Consider the following 24,057-nt stretch of genomic DNA (forward strand, 5'->3'; position numbering starts at 1 on the left):
ATGCCCGGCGTTACCGTCGGTTCCCGATCACTGCCGGTTCCTGATTGTCACCGCGTCGCACGGCCGAGCCCTTCGCGGCCCGGCTGGCCTTCGCCTTCGGCATGCGCGGCTCAGGATTCGGCACCACGCGCATCGGTTGGGCTGACACCTGGCCGCGCATGGACATGTTCGACGGCGCGGCCGTCGCGGACACGGTCGAGGCGTTCGGCGACACGAACTGCACGAACACCTCGCTGTCCTTGATCATCCCCATCTCATAGCGCGCCCGCTCCTCGACCGCGGCGGTCCCGCCTTGCAGATCCTGCACTTCGCCAGCGATCCGCTCATTGCGCAACTTCAAGTCATTGTTTTTCTTCTGTTGCGCTGCGAGTTGCTGCTGCAGCTCGTGCACGTGCAGCCAGCCGCCGTGGCCCCACCACAACGGAAACTGGATCAGCACGATCAATCCGATCAAGACAACGGTAACGAGCCGCATAACGAGCTGCCGCCGGGCAGGCGTGGGTTGCACAAAGCCGCCGCCCCGAGTCCGGGAGCGGCGGCCACGCGTGTCACAAGGCCCTTATCGGGCCGCCGGCCGCGTCGCCACGCGGTCCAGCACGTTGGATCAGCGCAAATTGTAGAACGCAGAGCGTCCGGGGTAGCTCGCGATATCCCCCAGATCCTCTTCGATGCGCAGCAGCTGATTGTACTTAGCGATCCGGTCGCTACGCGATAGCGAGCCGGTCTTGATCTGGCCGGCGTTCAGCCCGACGGCAATGTCGGCAATCGTCGAATCCTCGGTTTCGCCGGAGCGATGCGACACGACGGCGGTATAGCTGGCCCGCTTGGCCATCTCGATCGCCGCGAACGTCTCGGTCAACGTCCCGATCTGGTTAATCTTGATCAGGATCGAGTTCGCGATGCCCTTCTCGATGCCTTCCTTCAAGATCCGCGTATTGGTCACGAACAGGTCATCGCCGACCAGTTGGACCTTCTTGCCAAGCCGATCAGTCAACAGCTTCCAGCCGTTCCAGTCGCTCTCATGCATGCCGTCCTCGATTGACACGATCGGGAATTTGTCGGCCAACGTCGCAAGATAGTCGGTGAACTCGGACGACGACAACTGCAGGCCTTCGCCGGCCAATTGATATTTGCCGTCGTGGTAGAACTCGCTGGCCGCACAGTCCAGCGCGAGCAGCACGTCTTCGCCGGCGCGATAACCAGCCTTCTCGATCGCCTGAAGAATTGTCGACAGACATTCGTCGTTGCTGCCGAAGTTCGGCGCAAAGCCGCCTTCATCACCGACTGCGGTGCTCATGCCACGGTCCGACAAAATCTTCTTCAACGCATGGAACACCTCGGCGCCGCAGCGCAGCGCCTCGCGAAAGGTCGGCTGGCTCGCCGGCACGATCATGAATTCCTGAATATCCAGGCTGTTATTCGCGTGCGCCCCGCCATTGACGATGTTCATCATTGGCACCGGCAATTGCATCGCACCGGAACCGCCGAAGTAGCGGTACAGCGGCAAGCCGGCCTCCTCGGCAGCGGCCTTCGCGACCGCCATCGATACGGCGAGCATCGCGTTCGCGCCGATCCGCGACTTGTTGTCGGTACCGTCCAACTCCAGCAGCGTCTTGTCCAGGAACGCCTGCTCGGACGCGTCCAAGCCCATGATAGCCTCGGAGATCTCGGTGTTCACATGCTCGACCGCCTTGAGCACCCCTTTGCCGCTGTAGCGGCCCGCTTCGCCGTCGCGCAGTTCGATCGCCTCACGCGACCCCGTCGATGCACCGGACGGCACCGCTGCGCGCCCCATCGTGCCCGATTCAAGCAATACGTCACACTCAACGGTCGGATTGCCGCGCGAATCGAGAATCTCGCGCCCGATGATGTCTACGATAGCACTCATGATGTCCTCAAAGGATGGATGAATCGGTTTCGACTACACTGAGTCAACGAGGCCGCGGTCTGCGCCGTTCGGGGCCAGTCAGGTCCAATCGGAACCGCGGTGCGCGCCGGTCGGCGTCGCCGCCCGATGCCGACCGCTAGCATGCCACGCGCCGCGTTCTGGCAGTACGGACTTGCCGATCAGACGCACGAAACCGTGACTAGGTTCATTCACAATGCCACCGGCCTGTCCCACTGCGGGTGGCTCAGCTGAAATCGTTCTCGAGCAGCGGCGTAGATTTCACCGCGCGATCGAGTGTCACCAGCGTTTCCAGCAATGCATGCATCCGCTGCAACGGTACCGCGTTCGGGCCGTCTGACTTCGCCTGCGCGGGATTCGGATGCGTCTCCATGAACAATCCCGCCACGCCGGCCGCAACCGCGGCACGCGCCAGCACCGGCACGAACTCGCGCTGCCCGCCAGACTGGGTGCCTTGGCCGCCAGGCAACTGCACTGAATGAGTCGCGTCGAACACGACCGGGGCGCCAGTCTCGCGCATGATCGCGAGCGAACGCATGTCGGAGACCAGATTGTTGTAGCCGAACGAAGCGCCGCGCTCGCAAGCGAGGAAGCGATCCGCCGACAGCCCGGCTTCGCTGGCTGCCGAACGCGCCTTGTCGATTACATGCTTCATGTCGTGCGGCGCCAGAAATTGCCCTTTTTTGATATTGACGGGCTTACCCGAACGAGCGCACGCGTGAATGAAATCGGTCTGCCGGCACAGAAATGCCGGCGTCTGTAGCACATCGACGACCGATGCGACCACGTCGATCTCATCCTCCGTGTGCACGTCGGTCAACACCGGCACGCCGATCTGGCGACGCACCTCACCCAGGATACGCAGGCCCTCGTCGATGCCGAATCCGCGAAACGATTTATCCGAACTGCGGTTGGCCTTATCGTACGACGATTTGTAAATGAACGGGATACGCAGCGCGCCGCAGATCTCGCTGAGCCGGCCAGCGGTGTCGAGCGCCATCTGCTCGGACTCGACTACGCAGGTGCCGGCGATCAGGAAGAACGGCTTGTCCAGGCCGACCTCGAAATCGCATAGTTTCATATTTGCTCCCGACCCACGTTAATGGGCGCGCAGCGCGGCCGCCACCTTCGCGGCATGCTCGCGTTGTTGGCGATGCGCAAGCGCGGCCTGCACGTAGGCTTTGAACAGCGGATGACCATCACGCGGCGTCGACGTGAACTCGGGATGGAACTGGCAGCCGACGAACCACGGATGCAGGTCCTCGCGCAACTCCATCATCTCCGGCAGGTCCTCGGTCGGCGTGCGCGCGCTGATGATCATCCCGCCAGCTTCGAGCGCCGGTACGAAATGATTGTTGACCTCGTAGCGATGCCGATGCCGCTCGTTGACATCGTTGCCGTAAATCTGCTCGGCGCGCGTACCCGACTTGACCGGACAGCGTTGTGCGCCCAGCCGCATCGTGCCACCTAGGTCCGACGATTCGCTGCGTTTCTCAACGGTACCATCACGGTCGTACCATTCGGTGATCAGCGCGACAACCGGATTCGGCGTTGACGGATCGAACTCGGTGCTATCGGCCTGCTGCAGGTTCGCGACATGGCGCGCGAACTCGATTACCGCCAGTTGCATGCCCAGGCAGATTCCTAGGTAGGGCACCTTTGCCTCGCGCGCGTAGCGGATCGCCTTGATCTTGCCTTCCGTGCCACGCCGACCGAAACCGCCCGGCACCAAGATCGCGTCCAAGTGGGCGAGGCTGTCGACGCCCTCCGTCTCGATCTGCTCCGAGTCGATGTACTCGATGTTCACACGCGTGAGCGTATGCAAAGACGCATGGCGCAGTGCCTCGATCAACGATTTGTACGATTCGGTGAGTTCGACATACTTGCCGACCATGCCAATCGTGACCTCGTGCTCCGGGTGCTCGAGCCGGTACACCAGGTCCGCCCACAGCGTCAGATCGGCGGGATTCGGCGCGAGCTTCAACTCGTCGCAGATGATTTCGTCCAGGCCCTGGTCGTGCAACATCTGCGGGATCTTGTAAATGCTATCCACATCCCACACGGAGATCACCGCATCCTGCGGCACGTTCGAAAACAGTGAGATCTTAGCGCGCTCGTCATCCGGGATCCGGCGATCGGCGCGGCACAGCAGCACGTGCGGCGAGATACCGATTTCCCGTAACTTTTGCACGCTGTGCTGCGTCGGCTTGGTTTTCAGTTCGCCGGCCGTTGCGATGAACGGCACCAACGTCAGGTGCACGAAGCACGCGCTGCGACGCCCAAGCCGCAAGCTCATCTGGCGGGCTGCCTCTAGGAACGGCAGCGATTCGATATCGCCAACCGTGCCACCGATCTCGACGATCGCCACGTCCGGCTCGCCGCATGTCGCCGACGCGGCGCCGCGCTCGATGAACGCCTGGATCTCGTTCGTGATATGAGGAATGACCTGGACCGTCTTGCCGAGGTACTCGCCGCGGCGCTCCTTGCGAATCACCGACTCGTAGATCTGGCCCGTCGTGAAGTTGTTGGCGCGGCGCATCTTCGTGCTGATGAAGCGCTCGTAGTGGCCCAAGTCCAGATCCGTCTCGGCGCCGTCCTCGGTCACGAACACTTCACCGTGCTGAAACGGGCTCATCGTGCCAGGATCAACGTTGATGTAGGGATCGAGCTTCAGTAGAGTGACTTTAAGACCGCGCGACTCGAGGATCGCGGCGAGGGAGGCGGCGGCAATGCCCTTGCCCAAAGAGGACACTACGCCGCCAGTGACAAATACATATTGGGTCATCGCTGGATGCTCGCGGGAAAGCCGGATTATACTCGAAAGCCCGGCTTTTTCTAAGCGCTCCGCTTCAGATCACGCAGCAGGCGCCGGATCGCGCGAGCGGTATCGAGCGCACGCTCCATGGGAAATCAATACGAGCCGTCGATCCAGTCAAAACGGGGACCGACGATGTGCTGTGTCGCATCGAGCCCGGCCTGCCGCATCTCGCGGGAATGCGTGCCGGCCGCGAATCCGATCGGCCTCGGCGCACCATGCGCGAGGCGCGCGCCGAGGGTACAGGGCAGCGTGCGGTAGATCGGCTATTCAATCGCTCGGTCAAACGTTAGTGCACAGGGACCGCCGGGACCAAGCGTCAAAATCCCGACTCTGGCGCCCGCCCAGTTCTGCTAATCTGAGAAAAAACCGTAAACAGCCCGCAGCCTTCGGTGCTTTTGCCCAAATGCTCTTACCCAAACACTATCTCATCACGCCGGACCCCTATGATGCCGACCATCCGGCGCTATTTCTCGAACAGTTGAAGCGGACGTTGGACTCAGGAATTGAACTGGTCCAGCTTCGTTCAAAAAAGTTGCATCCCATCCATTACATGCGTTTGGCCGAGAAAGCGATGGCCTTATGCCAGCAGCATCATGCGTTTCTATTATTGAACGCCCACGCCCCGCGTAGTGCACAGCGCAACGTCGATGGGCTGCACCTGGACAGCCAAAGCCTAATGGCGTGCGACGAACGCCCACTCCCGGCAACAAAACTGGTGGCTGCGTCGTGCCACACGATGGCGGAACTCGACAAGGCTCAGTCCATTGGCGCGGATTTCGTCACGCTCTCGCCCGTGCTGCGAACCGCCAGCCATCCCGACACCGAGCCACTGGGATGGGATGGCTTTCTCGCGCTAGCCTCGCGGGCCACGCTACCCGTCTACGCACTAGGCGGCCTCTCAACGGCTACACTGCCTCATGCCGAACGACACGGAGCATACGGCATCGCAGGCATTCGCTGCTTTTGGAAGCCTTGATTGCGTGCCTTTGGCAGCCTTGGCGACCGACGCGGCCCGTGCAACGCAGATCGACACGCTTTGCCCAGCGGAAAGTGACGCAGGTCAGCGCTCGGTCCAATAGCGCCTGCGTGAGCGGCGATACGCATCGACCACCCAGCCGGACACCCCGCTGTCAATGCGCACCGCGCCATCGTTATCGCTGCGCAGCATATCGACGCCGCGCACACGATAACGCGCGGCAACCAGCGGGTGCGGATGACCAAAGCGATTGCGATAGCCCACCTGAAATACCGCCATGCGTGGCCGTACCGAATCGAGAAAAGCATTCGTTGACGACGTCTTGCTGCCATGGTGCGGCACAATCAGCACGTCACTGCTCAATGCCGGCCCATGCCGCTCGACCAGTGCTCGCTCGGCGGCCCGTTCAATATCCGATGCGATCAACACTGCGCCAAGCGCATTCGAGACACGCAGCACGCATGCTGTTGCATTCGGCTTGCGCGGATCCGCCGCGCCCGCCGGCCACAGGAATTCGAACGTCACGCCGTCCCATCGCCATCGCGCTCCGGCACGGCATGCCCGCGTTATTGCGCCGCGCGCGGTGGCACGCGCCCACAACGGATGAGTGGACGGCAACGAAGCGTGCATCTGCGCGATCGGCATATTGGCCAGCACCGCAGGCACGCCGCCCGCGTGGTCAACATCGCGGTGACTGACGACCAGCATGTCCAATGCGTTGACGCCGTGCGCGCGCAGGAATGGCACGACGATACGCTGTCCCGCATTGCCCCCTTCCGGGCCCGGACCGGCATCAAATAGCAGCCGTCGCCGCGCGGTCTCGACCAGCACGGCGGTGCCCTGCCCGATATCAAGCGCCGTGACGCGAAAACCGTCGCCGAGTGGCGCCCGCGGCGCCGGCCACAGCAATGGCAGCCACAGGATGGGCGCGGCCGCACGTAATGGCCAGCCCCGAGGCGCCAGCATCCAAGCCGCACCAGCGAGCGCGAGCAGCAACGCGGCCGGTTCCGGCGCCGGCAAGTACCACACCCCCCACGCGGGCGAAGCCAGTGCATCGAGCACGGCAAACAGCCACTGCACCAGCCGATGCGCCAATTGCAGCAGCGGCGCGTCCAATGGCGCCGGGATCGCGATCGCGAGCAGCACGCAGGGCACGACCAGGGTACTGACCCACGGAATCGCGATCGCATTGGCCACCGGACCGAGTGCCGGAATCTGCGAAAACCAGACGAGCGTCAGCGGCGCAAGACCGATTGTCACCGCCCATTGCACGCGCATGGCCGACGCCAGCCGCGCCGGCATCCTGCGCGCCGCGGCACGCATGCGGGCCCCAAGCGCGCCAACGGCCATGGCCACGCGCGTGCCACGCATACCAGCAGGCCGCTCGCCTGGCCCGCCCACGCCGGCCTGCGGCGACGCATCGGCCGGATCGAGTGACGGCCAATCCGGTTCGTCGTCGTCTCGCTGCGGATGGTTGCGGCCCACGCAGCGCAACGCCACCACGATCGCCGCGACCGCACCGAACGACAGTGCCGTGCTCGCCGACAACGTTGCCCATGGATCGACGAGCACCACGATCACGAGCGCCCACGCAAGGACCAACAACGGGTCGACGCGACGCCCGCTCGCATAGGCAAGCGTCGCGATCGACAGCATGGCAACCGTGCGCTGGGCGGGAATGCCCAGCCCGGCGAGTACGGCATAGCCGGCACCGGCGAGCATCGCACCGACACAACATGCGATAGGAACCGGCACGTGCAACGGCAACGCCGGCGCAACGCCGAAACCGCGACGCCAGGCCAGCGCGATGATTGTGGCCGCCCACGCCGCAACCGAGCCGATATGCAAGCCCGATATGGCCATCAAGTGATTCGTGCCGGTACGGCGCAGCCGCTCCCAGTCCGGCTCCGTAATCGCATCCTGTACGCCGATCGCCAGCGCAATCACGATCCCAGCATGCGACCGCGCGGCCTCGCCGCTGCCGCTATCCGTCCCTGTTCGGTCAGACTCGGACAAGACCTGCTCGATTCGCGCGCGAATGGCCGCACGCCGACGGTCCACGGCGTTGAGCATCGCTCGGATGCCGGGACCGCGCTCAATATCGGGCGCGTGTGGTAAGCCGGGGGATGCCCCCGATTGCCAGCGTGGATCGGCCTGCAGGTGGCGCACATAGCCCTGCGCGCGCACGCCGCGCGCCAGTTGCCGCACATCGGTGTCCGGCAAGCCGAAATTGCCGTGGCCATGCACCCGCTTGAGCCTTGCAACGAGCGTATGACGCCCGCCCGGCACGAGCGTCACCGATGGTTGCCGGCCGAACGCGGCAAGCCAGCTCAACTGGACGGTGCGGGGAAACCGCTCGATCTGGGGCGATGTCGACTCAACATCGAACAGAAAGCGAAGCCCGCGCGCATCGCGTGACGGCAAGCCGCGCACCGTGCCGGTCAGCGTCACATCGCGCCCTTCCCACTGTGGCGGCAAAGCATCCGACAGCGCGCTATGCGCGCGCCACGCCGCGTAGCCAAAACCGAGCAGCGCCGCGCACCCGAGGCTAGCCGCCCGCGCCAGCCACAACATGTGCCAACTGGCGTGCCCCGCTGCCCGCGCACGATACGCAATGCATGCCACCCCGGCGGCGACGAACACTGCCGCATCCCAGGCGAGCCAACCGGCAACGTCCGGCAAACTGGGCTGCCACTGCAACACGCCCGTGCCCACGGCGAACGCGCATAATCGTGCGAGCATCATTCCCCTTGACCGTGCGTTCGTGCGCGACGGATTACGTAGCGACGACCCACGCCGGCACAGCGACAGACGCGCCGCCGCGAAGCTGGCGACCGACGCAAGCCGCACAACCTGGCACCGCGACAAACGTCCGGAACGTTTAAATGCGAAATCGAATTATCGCTGCATGAGGGCGAGCCGCGGCAACGCGGCATGCGCGTTGGCCGTTGTACAGAGGGCCAGTTGCGGCAACGTCAGCGAACGCATGGCCGCGATCACCGCTGCAATGCGTGGCACTTGGTCGGGCGTGTTGCGCCCCTTGTAGATCCACTGCGGCGCAATATCCGGCGCGTCGGTCTCCACGACCAACGCATCGAGCGGCAATTGCGCAGCGAGCTGGCGGATACGCCGCGCACGCTCAAACGTCACGTTGCCGCCAAAACCGAGCTTGAAGCCTTGTGCGATATACGCATCGGCTTGTTGAAAGCTACCATTGAATGCATGCGCGATGCCCCGCACGACATTGAAGCGTCGCAACTCGGCGATCACCGCGTCCTGTGACTTGCGCACGTGGCAGATCACCGGCAAGTCGAAGTCGCGGGCCATCTTCAACTGCGCCGTATAGATCTCGCGTTGACGAACCGCATCCAGCCCCGGCACGAAAAAATCCAGACCGATTTCGCCAATGCCGACAAAGCGTGGATCATCCAGGCTGGCGTGGATCTCGCTGCGCAGCACCGCGAGATCTTCATCCAGCGCAGCCGGCGCGTACAGCGGGTGAATGCCCAGCGCGTAGGCGCCCCCATCCACGCAATGGGCCAACTCGCGCACCGCCGAGAAGTTGAAGCGGGCGACCGCTGGAATCACAATGCGCGACACTTGCGCATCACGCGCCGCCGACGCCACGGCAGCCCGGTCCGCATCGAATTCGGATGCATCTAAATGACAATGGGTATCGATCCACATTGAGGCTTCTCGTCCTCCACGCCGGTGTGACGCTGCGCGGACCCGGCCGTCGTTAGGCGATCGTCTTTGCGAACGCGGCGCGCGCCACCGTTGTTTCATCGTGCAGCACACCGTCCCGCAAGCGTAATACCCGATCACAGCGCGCGGCCAACTCGATGTCGTGCGTGACGATCACGAAACTTGTCTCGAACGTCTGCGACAACGTCAACATCAGTTGGAACACCGTTTCCGCAGTATGGCCATCGAGGTTGCCGGTCGGCTCGTCCGCCAGCACGCACGCGGGCCGCGTCACCAACGCGCGCGCGATTGCCACGCGCTGCCGCTCGCCCCCGGAGAGTTCTCCAGGCCGATGTTTCGCGCGATGCGCGATGCCAACGCGCTCCAGCGTGGCCAACGCCTCGCCACGCGCGCCCTCGACCGGCATCCGGCGAATCCGCAGCGGCATCGCAACGTTGTCCAGCGCGGTAAATTCGGGCAGCAGATGATGGAACTGATAGATGAAACCCAATGCGCGATTGCGCAAATCGTTGCGCTCACGCTCCGCCAGGTGCGAAAACGGTCGACCCAATAGCGCAACATGCCCTGTACTGGGCTCATCGAGCCCGCCCAGCAGATGCAGCAGCGTACTCTTGCCCGAGCCGGAAGCGCCGACGATGGCCAGCTTCTCGCCGCGATACACGTGCAGATGCGCGTCGGCCAGCACCGGCACCGGTTGGCCGCCCTGCACAAAGGTCTTCGATATGCCGGTCGCGGCCAGCACGATTGGCTGCTCGTTCATTGTTTTACTCATAGCGCAATGCCTCAGCCGGACGCACGCGCGCGCCCCGCCAGCTCGGATACAGTGTCGCAAGCGCAGACAGCACGAACGCAATTGCGCCGATTTTCACCACATCAGCCGCGACCAAGTCGCTGGGCAGCTCACTGATGAAGTAGATCGACGGCGGCAGGAATTGGAAGCCGAACGCATGCTCGATCAACGGTACCAGCCACGGGATACTGACGGCGAGGGCGCAGCCAAGTGCAATGCCGATGCCGGTGCCCACGAAGCCGATAGTCACCCCCTGAATCACAAAAATCTTCATGATCGAGCGCGGCTGCGCGCCAAGCGTGCGCAGGATCGCGATGTCGGCCTGCTTGTCAGTGACCGTCATCACCAGCGAGGAGACAAGGTTGAACGCGGCGACCGCAATGATCAGCGTCAGGATGATGAACATCATCCTTTTCTCGATTTGCACCGCCGAGAACCAAGTCTTGTTCTGTTGCGTCCAGTCGCGGATATACAGGTCGCCGGACAGCGACCGCGCGAGTTGTCGTGCCACTTCCGGAGCGCGCTGCATGTCTTTGATCCGGAGCCGCACGCCGCTGGGCGCGCTCAACCGGAACAGTGCCTGCGCATCGGCGATCGATACCATGGCCAGTGTGCTGTCGAACTCATAATGACCGGACTCGAACACGCCGACCACGGTGAACTGCTTAAGCCGAGGCAGCATGCCGGCCGGCGTGATGGTGCCCTCCGGAGCGACCAGCGTCACCTTGCCACCGACGGTCACGCCCAGCGCACTCGCCAGGTCAACGCCGAGCACGATACCGAACGATCCCGGCTGCAGATCGGCCAGCCGGCCCGCCTTCATCTCAGCACCCATGTCGGATACCTGCGGCTCCAGCGTCGGGTCGATGCCGCGCAACGCGACGCCGTTGACCGCACTTTGCCGTGTGAGCAGCGCCTGCGCGTTGACGTACGGGGCCGCGCCGATCACCGCCGGATTTTCGCGCGCCTCATTGGCGGTCAATTGCCAGTTTGGCATCGAGCCGGTCGGCGAGAAGATCTCGATGTGCGCCAGTACCGACAGCATCCGGTCACGCACTTCCTTCTGAAAGCCGTTCATCACTGACAGCACGACAATCAGTGCCGCGACACCGAGTGCGATGCCCGACATCGAAATCAGCGAAATGAACGAAATAAACCCGTTGCCTGAAGAACGCTTGCCAGTACGCGTATAGCGCAAGCCGATTTGCCATTCGTAAGGGAGCTTCAAATCAATCCTTTGTATCCACGCTGACTGATCCCGCCGCTAGACACCATCGCGGGTAACAGCGAAGTTTGCCACACAACGGTGCCCTTCCGCCGCTACGTGCCACAATAACCGGATCCGATGGCCGCCTGCTGGCCTGACGCACCCGTGAGACGCACGATCGTGTTGTTTCGCGCATGCCGGGCACCCGCCATCGCTTCTGGCTCATGTCCATCTCTCGGCCCAAGCCATCACACGCGCGGCTCCAAACCGGGGCACGACGGCTTCCAGGCTACCACAAGCCGTTGCCTCGGCAGGCCGACGAAATTTCAGTTTTTTTGACACTAATACCTGAAGTTTTGCGCAACGGGATCGCCCCCAGGGCCATTATTCATTTGACTCTCCCATTGCCAATGATTATCGGTTTAAACTATTTGGAGCCGCCATACCCCTTTTTCATTCCGCACGAATAGTTCGACTCGATTGCATTCCCCGGTATTGCCGCGTACATTTTTCCCGCATTTCATTTTTCGACTCAATGCCAACCAAAGGTTTAAAATGACCGGATTTTATTATTCGCGACGAGTCACAGGTTATAGCGCTCCGCTCTCCCGACGCTCGAACTTCATTATCCAAAAAATATCTAGCAAATCATCTACATTTAGCATAATTTTAGCCTTGGCATTTATCAATGACGCCACTGCGTCCACCCACCATTATGACGAACCAACCCTGGAAAACATCATAACAAACATCATATCAAACAAACTAGCATCCTTTGGATTGGCGCCAATCAAATTAGACGTCGCTCAATTAGACGTCGCTCACTCAAAAACGGAAGAAAAATTGGACAAACTAAAAATAAACACCAGTAGCGCTCTTTTAAATTTCAAAAATCAGCTTGCCACAGAAAGTAAAACAATAAATCAAAAGATAGATCGTATCAGCTTGGAAACGGAAGAGCAAGTAGACAATCTCAAAAATAAAATCAACAACCTTAATCAAAAGATAACCCGGCAATCCAATGAACAAGCTAATCTCAAAAAATCTCTACACCAAAATATACGCGAACTCAATAGCACCGTGGAGCAGATAGCACATAACAACCAATCACTTAGCAATAAGCTTAATAATGCACAAGCACTAATTCAGAATCAAATAAATAATACCCAGAATCAGTCACATAAGTATTACGGAGAAATTATAGATACCATAAATGAACTCACATTGACGACAAAAAACCAACTCACGGAGCACAAGGAAATCATTAAAAATGAATTAACAATACTGGAAAACAGGGTAGATCAAATAGAAGAACAAACAAAAAACCACAGAAGCGCAAAGGACGGCCCGGGCAATCGGTACAAAAACCCGAAAGACACGTTCGTTGCAGGGTCATCCACCACGGTATCGCTGCAAGCAGAGTTGGCCAACGCAAACGACGGTGGGTCTTCGCAGCCCATGCTGGCGGGCAATGAAGTGCGTCCGGGGCTCCAGCTGACGCACGCCGACAGCCAGCCAGCACTGATGCTGGCGAACAAAAGCCGCCATACCGGGCCTGCGCCGGCGGACGAAGGCCAGTATGCCGAACTTGCACTGGCGAACCAAGGCGGGCCCTCCGAACGTGCGCCGGTGGGCCCAGGCGGCCATGCCGAAGTTGCGCTAGTGGACCCAGGCAGCCATGTCGAAGTTGCGCCAGCGGACCCAGGCAGCCATGCCGAAGTTGCACCAGCGGATCCAGGCAGCCATGCCGAAGTTGCGCCAGCGGACCCACGCGGCCATACCAAAGTTGCGCCAGCGGACCCAGGCGGCCATGCTAAACCTGCGCCGGCGGACCCACGCGGGGCCGTCGAACCGATGACCGCCGACGATGTCCGCGCCGCTTGGCGAGCGCTCCGGGATAGCAGCGGCCATCCCGGGCCCATGCTCGCGGACGATGGGGTGTCGGCTCGCGATGACATCGCCTCCTGCGACCAGCCTGCCGAGTGCGGGCACGGCTCTGCACAAGGGCGACTGCGCGAATTCATCGGGGCTGACCTACCTTCGCTCCTGGCCGAAAAACTGGATATCCACGTCGACGACACGCGCGTCTCGGTCGGCCAACCCGGCCATGAACGCAGGATTACGGACGTCGCACGCGGCACGCAGCCCACCGACGCAGTGAACAAGGCGCAAATGGATGAAGCGGTCGCACAGGTGGACCGCAACGCATCGGCGGGCACCGCGGCGGCGATGGCGGTCGCGGGGCTGCCACAGCCAACCTTGCCCGGCAAGAGCCTGATGACGTTCGCCAGTGCGACTTACCGCGGCCAGTACGGTGTGGCGCTTGGCATATCGCACGTGACGCCGAATAACCGCTGGGTGCTGAAATTTGCCGCAAACGCGAGCAGCCGTGGCTACGTTGGCATGGTCGCGGCAGGCGGTTTTCAATGGTGACGCGCAAAGCGTGCCCTCGCGCGAAAATGACGCGCGATAGGCGAACGACGTCGATATGACCGGGTGATTGCCCTACAATGCGCTCCATCATGCATGTCGCACATCCCATTTCCCGCCTCCACCTACTGCTGCCCTTTGCGTTGCCCACTGCGGCCAGCGCACAGCCTGCGCTGCAGGGCCTGGATAAGCCGGCGCTAGACAAGTTGCTCGAACGCGCGACGCTCGTCGAACGCGTCATTGGGGACGATTTCCAGCGCACATTGCCACACGAGCGATGGGTCGCTCGCTGTTTCGGCGTCGGCCATGCCGCCGCGCCTGCTGCGTTGCGCCAGCAAGCGGACGATGCAGCATCAAACGGGCGAGCAGATCCGTCCGCAACCGCAGCAGCAGCAGCAGCAGCAGCAGCCAACGATGATGCGCCGCTCGCCCCGTACATGCTGTTGGCGGACGGCGGCGAACCGCGCGATGCCGTCTGGGCATGCGTCGAGCCCGTCCATGTGCAGGTCGCGCACGATCATCTGGTACTGATCGATCCCGAGACGCTGCAGCTTTCGACGGATGACGCGGCCGCGCTACTCGCTGTCGCGCGGCCCCTTATTGAGGAACTCGGCGTCGAACTGGCTGCCCCGACGCCGCTGCGCTGGTACTTGTCAAGTGAGCAACTCGGCGCGTTGGCCAGCGCGGCGCCACTGCGCGCCGCCGGACGCAACATCGAGATCTGGTTGCCGCATGAGGCCCATACCGGCCACCGGCCGCGCACATGGATGAAGCTGCAAAACGAGGTCCAAATGGCTTGGTTCGAGCATCCGGTCAACCAGGCTCGGGAAGCACGCGGGCTGCCCGCCGCCAACTCGATCTGGCTTCACGCGCAAGGGCGTATGATGCCGGTGTCGCGCCCCTTCGAGCGCGTGCTATCGCAGGCAGCGGCCACGCGTGGGCTGGCGCTCGCGTCCGGCGCGGCATGGGAGATGCCGCCTGCCACTTTCGACATGCTGCGGCAGCACACCGGCGACCAGGCCGCGGCCCGCGCCGCGGGTCGCGGCACAGCCAGCGTGACGCTGGTCGAACTCGATCAACTGAGCGCACCCTTCGTGCAGCAGGACTGGCCGCGCTTTCGCGCCGCGTTCGCGGTGCTGGAGCGCGACTGGTTCGCGCCAGCGCTCGCGGCGTTAGAGCGCCGCGAACTCGCAGAACTCGCGTTGACGCTGTGCGGCGACACCGGCACGACAACGCTCGTCGTGCGTCCCATCGACATAAAAAAATTCTGGCGACGCCGGCCATTTGCGTCGTTGTTGCCGTGAGCCCGTGCCTATGACCCGAATCGTCACCCGAACCTGCCCACCCGCCGACGCGCATGCCCTTGCGCAGCATGGCATCCATCCGGTGCTCGCGCGGCTGTATGCGTCACGCGGCATCGGTGCACCCGCCGACGTGGAAACCGCGCTGGCGCGACTCCTGCCGCCAGCGCAGCTCTCGGGCGCCAGCGCCGCGGCCGCGCTGCTGGCCGACGCGATTGCCGCACGACGGCAGATCCTGGTGGTAGCCGACTATGATTGTGATGGCGCGACCGCATGCGCGGTGGCCGTGCGCGGCCTGCGCCTGTTCGGCGCGCACATCGACTACCTGGTGCCGAACCGGTTCGAATACGGCTACGGCCTGACGCCGGATATCGTCGAGTTGGCCGCCCGCCGCCCCGGCGCACGACCCGACCTGCTAGTCACCGTCGACAACGGGATCGCCAGCGTGGACGGCGTGGCAACCGCCAACGCGCTCGGCATCGACGTGCTGATTACCGATCACCACCTGCCCGGCGACACGCTGCCCGCGGCACGCGCGATCATCAACCCGAACCAACCAGGCTGTGCGTTTCCGAGCAAGCACCTGGCCGGCGTCGGCGTGATGTTCTACGTGCTACTGGCGCTACGTGCGCTATTGCGCGAGCGCGGCGCCTTCGACGGCCGCCCCGAGCCGCGGCTGGACGGTCTGCTCGACCTGGTCGCGTTGGGCACGGTAGCCGACGTCGTACGGCTGGACGCGAACAATCGCGTGCTGGTTGCGCAGGGCCTTCAGCGCATCCGCAACGGCAAGATGCAACCGGGCGTGGCTGCGCTTTTCCGGGCAGCCGCGCGCGATGCGCGCAACGCATCCGCATTCGATCTGGGGTTCGCGTTAGGGCCGCGACTGAATGCGGCTGGTCGGCTCTCCGACATGTCGCTTGGCATCGAATGCCTGATCACCGACGATGCACAGCGCGCCGATGCACTGGCACAGCAACTCGATGCAATGAACCGCGAACGGCGTGAAATCGAGGCGGGGATGCAGGAGCAGGCGTTGGCCGAACTCGCGCAGCTCGATCCGCGCGACGCGGCCACGATCACGCTATTCAACCCGGCATGGCACCAGGGCGTGATCGGCATCGTCGCCGGCCGGCTCAAGGAGCGCTTCCACCGACCGGCGATCACGTTCGCGCCGGCCGACGAATTGGGCGAGCGCGTGAAAGGCTCGGGACGCTCGATCCCGGGCTTTCACTTGCGCGACGCGCTGGACCTGATCTCCAAGCGGGAGCCCGGACTGATCGAGCGCTTTGGCGGCCACGCGATGGCTGTCGGCCTCACGCTACGCACCAGCGACGTGCCGCGCTTCGCGGCGGCATTCGAGGCGCTGGCGCGCGAATGGCTGAACGAGGACGCGCTCGCGCGGCAGATCGAGACCGATGGCGAGCTGGAGGACGCGTATCACACGCCATCGTTCGTCGAGCTGATCGACAACGCGGTGTGGGGCCAGGGTTTCCCGGCGCCGGTTTTTTCGGGGGAATTCGACGTGCTGTCTCAGTCACTCGTCAAGGAGCGGCACCTGAAGTTGCAGCTTGCCCGCGGGCGCCTGCGCTATGCGGCAATCTGGTTCAACCACATCGACACACTTCCGGCACGGGCGCTGTTCGCCTACCGGCTCGTGCGCGACACTTGGAACGGTGTGTCGCGTGTGCAGTTGGTCGTCGAGCATGCGGCGCCCTGATGTTGATCCGCTATAATTTACCCTTTTTGCAAGGCCCCGATCGACATGGAAGCAGAACGTCTGAACGTGATCGAAGCGACCCTCGCCGACCTGCGCAAGCGCGCGGGAGAGCTACGGGGGTATCTTTGACTTCGATGCGAAACAAGCCCGCCTAGCGGAAGTCAACACGGCGCTCGAGGACCCGAACGTCTGGAACGACGCGAAGCAGGCGCAGGCGCTCGGTCGCGAGAAGAAACTGCTCGACGCGGTCGTGCAAATGCTCTCGGCGCTGAACGGTGACCTGACGGACACGCAGGAGCTGTTCGAGCTGGCCAACGAGGAACAGGACGATGACACGCTGCTCGCTTGCGAGCGCGACGTGCAGGCCCTGGAGCGCCGCGTGGCCGACATAGAGTTTCGCCGGATGTTCAACAATCCGGCCGATCCGAACAACTGCTTCGTCGACATTCAAGCCGGTGCCGGCGGCACCGAGGCACAGGACTGGGCGTCGATGCTATTGCGCCAGTATCTGCGCTACTGCGAGCGCAAGGGCTTCAAGGCCGAAGTGCTCGAGCAATCCGACGGTGAAGTAGCAGGCATTAAGAATGCGACGATCAAGGTCGAAGGCGAGTACGCCTATGGTTACCTGCGCACCGAGACCGGCATCCACCGCTTGGTACGCAAGTCGCCGTTCGATTCGTCCGGCGGACGCCATACGTCGTTCTCGTCGGTGTTCGTGTATCCGGAAGTGGATGAATCGATCGACATCGATGTTAACCCAGCCGACCTGCGCATCGACACGTTTCGCGCATCCGGGGCCGGCGGCCAGCACATCAACAAGACCGACTCGGCGGTGCGCATCACGCATTTGCCGTCAGGCATCGTCGTGCAGTGCCAGAACGACCGCTCGCAACATCGAAACCGCGCCGAGGCGATGGCGATGCTCAAATCTCGGCTGTACGAAGCGGAGATGCGCAAGCGCCAAGCCGAGCAGGACAAACTCGAATCGAGCAAAACCGACGTGGGCTGGGGCCACCAGATCCGCTCCTACGTGCTCGACCAGAGCCGCGTGAAGGACTTGCGCACCAACGTCGAAATCAGCAACACGCGTGCGGTGCTCGACGGGGACCTCGACGATTTCATCAGCGCGAGCCTGAAGCAAGGCGTATAACCGCGGGCGCAACTGACCATGACCGAAAAGAATCCCAATGCCGTGCAGACCGGCATCGACAGCGACGACAACGCGATCATCGCGGAGCGCCGCGACAAGCTGCGGGCGCTGCGCGAGCAAGGTGTCGCGTATCCGAACGACTTCCGCCCGGAAAACAGCGCGGCGGATCTGCGCGCTCGCTTTGCCAGCACCGACAAAGACGCCCTCGAAGCGCACGCGCTCAACGTATCGATTGCCGGCCGGATGATGCTCAAACGCGTCATGGGCAAGGCAAGCTTCGCGACCGTGCAGGACGGCACCGGTCAGATCCAGTTCTTCATCACGCCGGCCGACATCGGTGCCGATGTCTACGATGCATTCAAGAAATGGGACCTGGGCGACATCATCGCGGCGCACGGCGTGCTGTTCCGGACCAACAAGGGCGAACTGTCGGTACGCTGCATCGGGCTGCGACTGCTGTCCAAGGCCATCCGGCCGCTGCCGGACAAGTTTCATGGGTTGTCCGACCAGGAAACGCGCTATCGGCAGCGCTACGTGGATCTGATCGTCACGCCCGAAGCACGCCAGACGTTCCAGGCGCGCACGCGCGCGATCACGTCGATCCGACAGTTCATGACGAACGCGGGCTTCATGGAAGTCGAGACGCCAATGCTGCACCCGATCCCGGGCGGCGCGTCGGCCAAGCCGTTCATCACGCACCACAATGCGCTGGATAGGCAGATGTTCCTGCGCATCGCGCCGGAGCTGTACCTGAAGCGGCTGATCGTCGGCGGATTGGACCGCGTATTCGAAATCAACCGGAATTTCCGCAACGAAGGGATTTCGCCGCGGCACAATCCGGAATTCACGATGATGGAGTTCTACGCCGCGTATACTGACTACCGCTGGCTGATGGACTTCACCGAACAGTTGATTCGGCAAGCGGCGCTGGACACGCTGGGTTCGACGGCGATCCACTATCAGGGGCGCGAACTGGACTTGGGCAAACCCTTTCACCGCTTGACGATCACCGGCGCGATCCAAAAGTATGCCCCGCAATACAGTGACGCACAGCTTGCTGACCGCGACTGGCTGCGTGCTGAATTGCGCCGGCTCGGCGTCGATACGCACGACGCGCCGTTGCGCAACGCCGGCGTGGGCGCGCTGCAGCTTGCCCTGTTTGAGGAAACTGCTGAAGCGCAGTTGTGGGAGCCAACCTATATCGTCGACTATCCGGTGGAAGTATCACCGCTCGCGCGAGCGTCGGACACGGTCCCTGGCATTACCGAACGCTTCGAGTTGTTCATTACCGGCCGCGAGATCGCGAACGGCTTCTCGGAGCTGAACGATCCGGAGGACCAGGCGGCGCGCTTTCGCAAGCAGGTCGAGCAGAAAGATGCCGGCGACGAGGAAGCAATGTACTACGACGCCGACTACATCCGCGCGCTCGAATACGGCATGCCGCCGACCGGTGGATGCGGTATTGGCATCGACCGGCTCGTGATGTTGCTGACCGACAGCCCAAGCATCCGTGACGTGATCCTATTCCCGCACCTGCGGCGCGAGGATTAACACGGCCATACGCGCGCACGGTCGGCCCCGCGTGGATCTGTGCGCCAACGTCGCCCTGCGGGCCGGCAAATTGCCGGCCCTAATTATTTGTAACAAACGGTCAAGCGGCGCGGGTGCGGCGGCCGGTACGCCGCAATTGGTTACAACTTGAAACCAACAACGGGCGAGGCATCGCGCAGACTAGGCGGCATCGGAAAGCGCCCCTTCGTGAAGGTCAAAATTGGAAAGCCCACGCAAACTTCACCCATTGGTCGCGGCCGCCGCAGTCGGGGTCATCATTGCCAGCCTGGCCGCAACCGCGGCCGTCACGAGGTTACTGCCCAACGCATCCCGCAGCAGTAGCACGCGGAACGATGCCGCGCCAATCACCCAAACCGCGCAGCAGCTGGTCATGGATGCCGCCGCACCGGCTGCTGCGGTGCAGCCGAGCGCTACGTCACCCCAGGCGCCATCATCCGCACAACAATCAGCGCCGCCCGCCACGTCGTATGCACCCCGTGCACAGCAATCGGGCGGTACAGCCATGACCGCGTCGCCCGCCGGCTACGCGCAAAATGGCACTGGGCCCGGCGCCGAGCCACAATATGCTCCGCCCCGTGCAGTAGCATGCGCATCATGCGGCACCGTAGAGTCGGTCGTTCCTGTTCGGCGCGAAGGCCATAGCACAGGCCTCGGCGCGGTCGGCGGCGCGGTGGCAGGCGGCGTGATCGGCAACCAGTTCGGCGGCGGCGGTGGACGTACCGCGATGACGCTGCTCGGCGCACTCAGCGGCGGACTGGCTGGCAACTCGGTCGAGAAACAGATGCGCAGCGAAACGGATTATCGGGTCCACGTACGGATGCAGAACGGCAAGCTGCGCTACTTCACGTACCGGCAGCCGCCCTCCTTCCAGCCTGGCGAACGCGTACGAATCAAAAACGGCGCGCTAACGCACGCCGGTTTACAGGCCGCAGACTAGGGCGCCGGCGACGCAGATCAGGGACGTGCGCGACGTTTAGTAGTCGGCATCCTCAATCCACGCGGCCTGGATCGCCTCGAGAATCTTTTCGCTCGAGCGCTCCGGGTCGTCGTCAAAGCCGTCCAGTTCCGTCACCCATCGATGCAGGTCGGTGAAACGCACGTATTGAGGGTCAACGTCGGGATAGGCATCGGTCAGTGCCATCGCGATGTCGTTCGTGTCGGTCCATTTCATCGCCGCCGCCCTCCTCGGACTCAGTGGTTTTCCTTCGCATGATTGATCGAGTATTTTGGAATCTCGATCACCAGATCCGCATTTTGCGGCACCTTGGCTTGACACGACAGCCGGGAAGTTGGCTCCAGGCCCCAGGCCTTGTCCAACAGGTCGTCCTCATCCTCCTCCGACGGCGCCAGCGCATCGAACCCTTCGCGCACAATCACGTGGCACGTGGTGCACGCGCATGACTTCTCGCACGCATGCTCGATTTCGATGCCAGCGTCCAGCAGCGTGTCGCAGACGCTCTTGCCAGGCTCGGCTTCAAGCACCGCTCCGTCGGGGCACAACTCGACATGGGGCAAAACAACGATTTGAGGCATTGAAAAACAGTCCTGTAAAGCGGCAATAGGGCACCGATCAGCCGATTTCGTCAAGCTTGCGGCCAGCGAGTGCGCCACGAATACTCTTGTCCATGCGCCGCGCGGCGAACTCGTCGGTCGCGCTCGACAGGGCTTTCGTCGCCGCGTCGATGCGGTCCGCGTCGTCGCCGTCGATCACGGCGCGCAGTGCTTTCAATTTGGCATCGACGTCGGCACGCTCAGTGGCGTCGAGCAATTCTCCATCGACCGCCAGCGCCGCGTCGGTGGCGTCCGCCAAGCGCCGCGCATCGATCTGTGCCTCGCGCAACGCCCTCGCCTGCATGTCGTGCTCCGCGCTGCTGAAACTCTCCTCGAGCATCCGAGCGATATCGACGTCACCGAGGCCGTACGATGGCTTGACGACCACTGCGGCCTCCGTGCCCGACTGCATCTCGCGAGCGGACACGGACAACAGCCCGTCCGCATCGACCTGGAATGTGACGCGGATCCGAGCGGCGCCGGCGGTCATCGGCGGAATGTCGCGCAACTCGAAACGCGCGAGCGAGCGACAGTCGGACACCAATTCACGCTCGCCTTGCACCACGTGAATGGCCATCGCGCTCTGGCCGTCCTTGAACGTTGTGAATTCTTGCGCCCGTGCCACAGGAATCGTCGAGTTCCGTGGAATGATCTTCTCCACCAGCCCGCCCATCGTCTCCAATCCGAGCGACAGCGGTATCACGTCGAGCAGTAACCAGTCGTCACCCTCGCGCCGGTTGCCGGCCAGCACGTCGGCCTGGATCGCGGCACCCAGTGCGACGACCTGGTCCGGATCCAAGTCGGTCAACGGCGCCTTGCCGAAATACTGTTCGACAGCGCGCCGCACGCCCCGCATACGCGTGGAGCCGCCTACCAGCACGATGCCGTCGAAATCCCGCGGCATCAATTTCGCATCGCGCAACGCTTTGCGCGTGAGCGCCAGCGTACGTTCGACCAGCGGCTGGGTCATCGTCGCGAATTCGGCTTCCGTGAGCGTTAGCACGACGCGCCGGCCGCAAGATAACGTGACGTCGAGCACGACCTCATCCTGAGCCGACAGCGTTTCCTTCGCGACACGCACCGCATCCAGCAGCGCCCGCACGTCCTGCGGCGGCAGCGTGCCGAGCGCCGCACGGTTCAGCACATGCCGATACAGCGCCTGATCGAAGTCATCGCCGCCCAGCGCCGAATCGCCGCCCGTGGACAGCACCTCGAACACGCCGCGCGTGAGCTTGAGCACCGACAAGTCAAATGTGCCGCCACCCAAGTCGTACACTGCGTATAACCCTTGCGCACCGCTGTCTAGCCCATAGGCGATCGCCGCGGCGGTCGGCTCGTTCAACAAGCGCAACACATTCAAGCCGGCGAGCTGGGCAGCATCTTTCGTGGCCTGCCGCTGTGCGTCGTCGAAATACGCGGGAACTGTGATGACGGCCCCGACTATTTCGTCACCAAGCGTATCCTCGGCGCGCTGCCGCAATGTCGCAAGAATCTCCGCAGAAACTTCGACTGGGCTGCGCACGCCGTCCACGGTCTGCAGCTGGACCATGCCAGGCGCATCAATGAACGCGTAAGGTGCGTTGTCCAGGTCCTGCACGTCAGCGTTGCCGCGCCCCATGAAGCGCTTGACCGAGACAATCGTGTTGCGCGGGTCCAGCGCCGCGTCTTCCTTCGCCGGATAACCGATCTTGCGCCCACCGCCAGGCAGGTAGCGGACGACGGATGGCAGCAACGCCCGCCCTTCGCCGTCAGGCAACACCTCCGGGATGCTGTTGCGCACCACAGCCACCAGCGAGTGGGTCGTCCCAAGGTCGATGCCGATCGCGATTCGGCGCTGATGCGGCGCCGGCGCCATGCCGGGTTCGGAGATTTGCAGTAAGGCCATCTTTATCCATGTGGAGTACGATGCCGGGCGCGTGGCGACCGTGCATCGCATCGGGCGGCCAGCTTTATGCCGCCTGCAGTTTGTCGATCTGTGCGTCGATTTCGTGTGCGACCCGTTCAATGAACATCAATTGGCGCACCGCTTCGGCCGCCGGCTGGTGCGCACCGGAATCGAGCCATTCGCCGAGCCGCGCGAGCCGTGCCGATTCCTCATCCTGCAACTCGTGCAGCAGCGCCTGCAGCGCATCGACATTGCGCGCCGCAGCCGCATCCTCGGTCCGCTCGCGCCATTCCATCTGCTGCATCAGAAACGCTGGTTCCATCGCGGTATTGTTTTCCGCACCCACGTCGATGCCACGCAGGTGCAACAGGTAGGTCGCGCGTCGCAACGGCGACTTCAGTGTCCTGTATGCCTCATTCGCGCGCGCCGCCCATTGCATCGCAATGCGCTTCTGCGCGTCGCCGGCTGAAGCGAAACGGTCCGGATGCACCTGCGCCTGCACGGCACGATACGCATGATCGAGCGCGTGCCCATCCAACCCGAAACGCTCGGGCAATTGGAACAATTCGAAATGGTTCTGGGTCAGCGAACGCATCGTCGGGACTCTTAACTGGCGCCCTACTGTACGGTGGCGCCGAGGAAATACGCCAATGGCGCCCAAGGCAGCATGCGACAAATCAGACGCGGAACGACTCGCCGCACCCACATTCGTCCTTCACGTTCGGGTTGTTAAACCGGAACCCCTCGTTCAGCCCTTCGCGAGCGAAATCCAATTCTGTGCCGTCGATGTACGCCAGGCTCTTCGGATCGACGATGACCTTGATCCCGTGGCTCTCGAACACCTTGTCGCCGGAGTCCAATTCATCGACGTATTCGAGCTTGTACGCCAGGCCTGAGCAGCCGGTCGTGCGCACACCGAGCCGCAGCCCGATGCCCTTGCCGCGGCGCATCAGGTACTTGTGCACGTGCTGCGCCGCTTTTTCCGTCAAAGTGATCGCCATCTTCGTTCACCGGCCCAGCCGGCCGTCATTGATCGGTTTGCCCACTGC

Annotated in this window: 21 protein-coding genes and 1 pseudogene; 7 read left to right on the top strand and 15 right to left on the bottom strand. The window is 62.8% G+C overall.

Annotated elements, in window-relative coordinates:
• Positions 1 to 10: 10 nt before the first annotated feature.
• The 5 genes and pseudogenes from ftsB to KQH60_RS08875 all read right to left on the bottom strand — a co-directional run.
• Entirely contained in the window at positions 11 to 475 is a 465-nt protein-coding gene (ftsB, locus tag KQH60_RS08855) for a cell division protein FtsB (RefSeq protein ID WP_237576119.1), read from the bottom strand.
• A gap of 129 nt (positions 476 to 604) precedes the next feature.
• Complete coding sequence (gene eno / locus KQH60_RS08860) at positions 605 to 1,888, bottom strand: phosphopyruvate hydratase (protein ID WP_237576120.1); 1,284 nt, start codon at positions 1,886 to 1,888, stop codon at positions 605 to 607.
• A 244-nt stretch (positions 1,889 to 2,132) separates the two neighbouring features.
• Positions 2,133 to 2,987 carry a 3-deoxy-8-phosphooctulonate synthase gene (gene kdsA / locus KQH60_RS08865; protein ID WP_237576121.1) on the bottom strand — a complete coding sequence of 285 codons (855 nt, stop codon included), beginning with the start codon at positions 2,985 to 2,987 and terminating at the stop codon, positions 2,133 to 2,135.
• Between the two features lie 18 nt (positions 2,988 to 3,005).
• On the bottom strand, positions 3,006 to 4,691 hold the full coding sequence (locus tag KQH60_RS08870) for a CTP synthase (RefSeq protein ID WP_237576122.1): 1,686 nt from the start codon (positions 4,689 to 4,691) through the stop codon (positions 3,006 to 3,008).
• A 50-nt stretch (positions 4,692 to 4,741) separates the two neighbouring features.
• Positions 4,742 to 5,017: pseudogene (locus KQH60_RS08875) on the bottom strand (alpha/beta hydrolase); the annotation flags it as partial.
• A gap of 110 nt (positions 5,018 to 5,127) precedes the next feature.
• Between KQH60_RS08875 and KQH60_RS08880 the strand changes: the two are divergent.
• Positions 5,128 to 5,700, top strand: coding sequence for a thiamine phosphate synthase (locus tag KQH60_RS08880; protein WP_237576123.1), 573 nt, complete (start codon positions 5,128 to 5,130; stop codon positions 5,698 to 5,700).
• Between the two features lie 84 nt (positions 5,701 to 5,784).
• Here KQH60_RS08880 and KQH60_RS08885 read toward each other — a convergent pair whose 3' ends face one another.
• The 4 genes from KQH60_RS08885 to KQH60_RS08900 all read right to left on the bottom strand — a co-directional run bounded on the left by KQH60_RS08885 (position 5,785) and on the right by KQH60_RS08900 (position 11,423).
• Positions 5,785 to 8,445: a DNA internalization-related competence protein ComEC/Rec2 gene (locus KQH60_RS08885; protein WP_368669326.1), complete on the bottom strand. Its 2,661-nt coding sequence runs from the start codon at positions 8,443 to 8,445 to the stop codon at positions 5,785 to 5,787.
• A 153-nt stretch (positions 8,446 to 8,598) separates the two neighbouring features.
• Entirely contained in the window at positions 8,599 to 9,387 is a 789-nt protein-coding gene (locus KQH60_RS08890; RefSeq protein ID WP_237576124.1) for a TatD family hydrolase, read from the bottom strand.
• A 52-nt stretch (positions 9,388 to 9,439) separates the two neighbouring features.
• The gene (locus KQH60_RS08895; protein ID WP_237576125.1) at positions 9,440 to 10,165 is read right to left on the bottom strand and encodes an ABC transporter ATP-binding protein; all 726 of its coding nucleotides are present in this window, start codon (positions 10,163 to 10,165) and stop codon (positions 9,440 to 9,442) included.
• A gap of 4 nt (positions 10,166 to 10,169) precedes the next feature.
• On the bottom strand, positions 10,170 to 11,423 hold the full coding sequence (locus tag KQH60_RS08900) for a lipoprotein-releasing ABC transporter permease subunit (protein WP_237576126.1): 1,254 nt from the start codon (positions 11,421 to 11,423) through the stop codon (positions 10,170 to 10,172).
• Positions 11,424 to 11,957: 534 nt separating this feature from the next.
• Here KQH60_RS08900 and KQH60_RS08905 point away from each other — a divergent pair.
• From KQH60_RS08905 to lysS, 5 genes are all read left to right on the top strand, one after another.
• Positions 11,958 to 13,835: a YadA-like family protein gene (locus tag KQH60_RS08905; RefSeq protein WP_237576127.1), complete on the top strand. Its 1,878-nt coding sequence runs from the start codon at positions 11,958 to 11,960 to the stop codon at positions 13,833 to 13,835.
• A gap of 77 nt (positions 13,836 to 13,912) precedes the next feature.
• Complete coding sequence (locus KQH60_RS08910; protein ID WP_237576128.1) at positions 13,913 to 15,136, top strand: regulator; 1,224 nt, start codon at positions 13,913 to 13,915, stop codon at positions 15,134 to 15,136.
• Positions 15,137 to 15,146: 10 nt separating this feature from the next.
• Positions 15,147 to 16,850 carry a single-stranded-DNA-specific exonuclease RecJ gene (gene recJ / locus KQH60_RS08915; RefSeq protein WP_237576129.1) on the top strand — a complete coding sequence of 568 codons (1,704 nt, stop codon included), beginning with the start codon at positions 15,147 to 15,149 and terminating at the stop codon, positions 16,848 to 16,850.
• A 45-nt stretch (positions 16,851 to 16,895) separates the two neighbouring features.
• A protein-coding gene (prfB, locus tag KQH60_RS08920; protein ID WP_237576130.1) for a peptide chain release factor 2 occupies positions 16,896 to 18,000 on the top strand; the annotation gives its coding sequence in 2 pieces (ribosomal slippage) (positions 16,896 to 16,967 and positions 16,969 to 18,000; 1,104 coding nt in all).
• 18 nt (positions 18,001 to 18,018) lie between these two features.
• Entirely contained in the window at positions 18,019 to 19,551 is a 1,533-nt protein-coding gene (gene lysS, locus KQH60_RS08925) for a lysine--tRNA ligase (protein ID WP_237576131.1), read from the top strand.
• A gap of 240 nt (positions 19,552 to 19,791) precedes the next feature.
• On the opposite strand, the gene KQH60_RS15045 is transcribed toward lysS, so the two are convergent.
• The gene (locus tag KQH60_RS15045) at positions 19,792 to 19,944 is read right to left on the bottom strand and encodes a hypothetical protein (protein ID WP_368669327.1); all 153 of its coding nucleotides are present in this window, start codon (positions 19,942 to 19,944) and stop codon (positions 19,792 to 19,794) included.
• Between KQH60_RS15045 and KQH60_RS08930 the strand changes: the two genes are divergently transcribed.
• Positions 19,943 to 20,509: a glycine zipper 2TM domain-containing protein gene (locus KQH60_RS08930; protein WP_368669328.1), complete on the top strand. Its 567-nt coding sequence runs from the start codon at positions 19,943 to 19,945 to the stop codon at positions 20,507 to 20,509. The genes KQH60_RS15045 and KQH60_RS08930 overlap by 2 nt on opposite strands.
• A 36-nt stretch (positions 20,510 to 20,545) precedes the next feature.
• Here KQH60_RS08930 and iscX read toward each other — a convergent pair whose 3' ends face one another.
• The 5 genes from iscX to iscA all read right to left on the bottom strand — a co-directional run bounded on the left by iscX (position 20,546) and on the right by iscA (position 24,009).
• Positions 20,546 to 20,743, bottom strand: a complete 198-nt coding sequence (gene iscX, locus KQH60_RS08935) for a Fe-S cluster assembly protein IscX (RefSeq protein WP_237576133.1) — start codon at positions 20,741 to 20,743, stop codon at positions 20,546 to 20,548.
• A gap of 20 nt (positions 20,744 to 20,763) precedes the next feature.
• The gene (gene fdx / locus KQH60_RS08940) at positions 20,764 to 21,105 is read right to left on the bottom strand and encodes an ISC system 2Fe-2S type ferredoxin (protein ID WP_237576134.1); all 342 of its coding nucleotides are present in this window, start codon (positions 21,103 to 21,105) and stop codon (positions 20,764 to 20,766) included.
• Between the two features lie 37 nt (positions 21,106 to 21,142).
• Complete coding sequence (gene hscA / locus KQH60_RS08945) at positions 21,143 to 23,008, bottom strand: Fe-S protein assembly chaperone HscA (RefSeq protein ID WP_237576135.1); 1,866 nt, start codon at positions 23,006 to 23,008, stop codon at positions 21,143 to 21,145.
• A 64-nt stretch (positions 23,009 to 23,072) separates the two neighbouring features.
• Positions 23,073 to 23,603 carry a Fe-S protein assembly co-chaperone HscB gene (gene hscB / locus KQH60_RS08950; RefSeq protein WP_237576136.1) on the bottom strand — a complete coding sequence of 177 codons (531 nt, stop codon included), beginning with the start codon at positions 23,601 to 23,603 and terminating at the stop codon, positions 23,073 to 23,075.
• 82 nt (positions 23,604 to 23,685) lie between these two features.
• Positions 23,686 to 24,009 (bottom strand): iron-sulfur cluster assembly protein IscA, encoded by a 324-nt coding sequence (iscA, locus tag KQH60_RS08955; RefSeq protein WP_237576137.1) that lies wholly within the window; start codon positions 24,007 to 24,009, stop codon positions 23,686 to 23,688.
• Between the last annotated feature and the right edge of the window lie 48 nt (positions 24,010 to 24,057).

Source organism: Mycetohabitans sp. B8, assembly GCF_021991875.1.
Classification (GTDB): Bacteria; Pseudomonadota; Gammaproteobacteria; order Burkholderiales; family Burkholderiaceae; genus Mycetohabitans.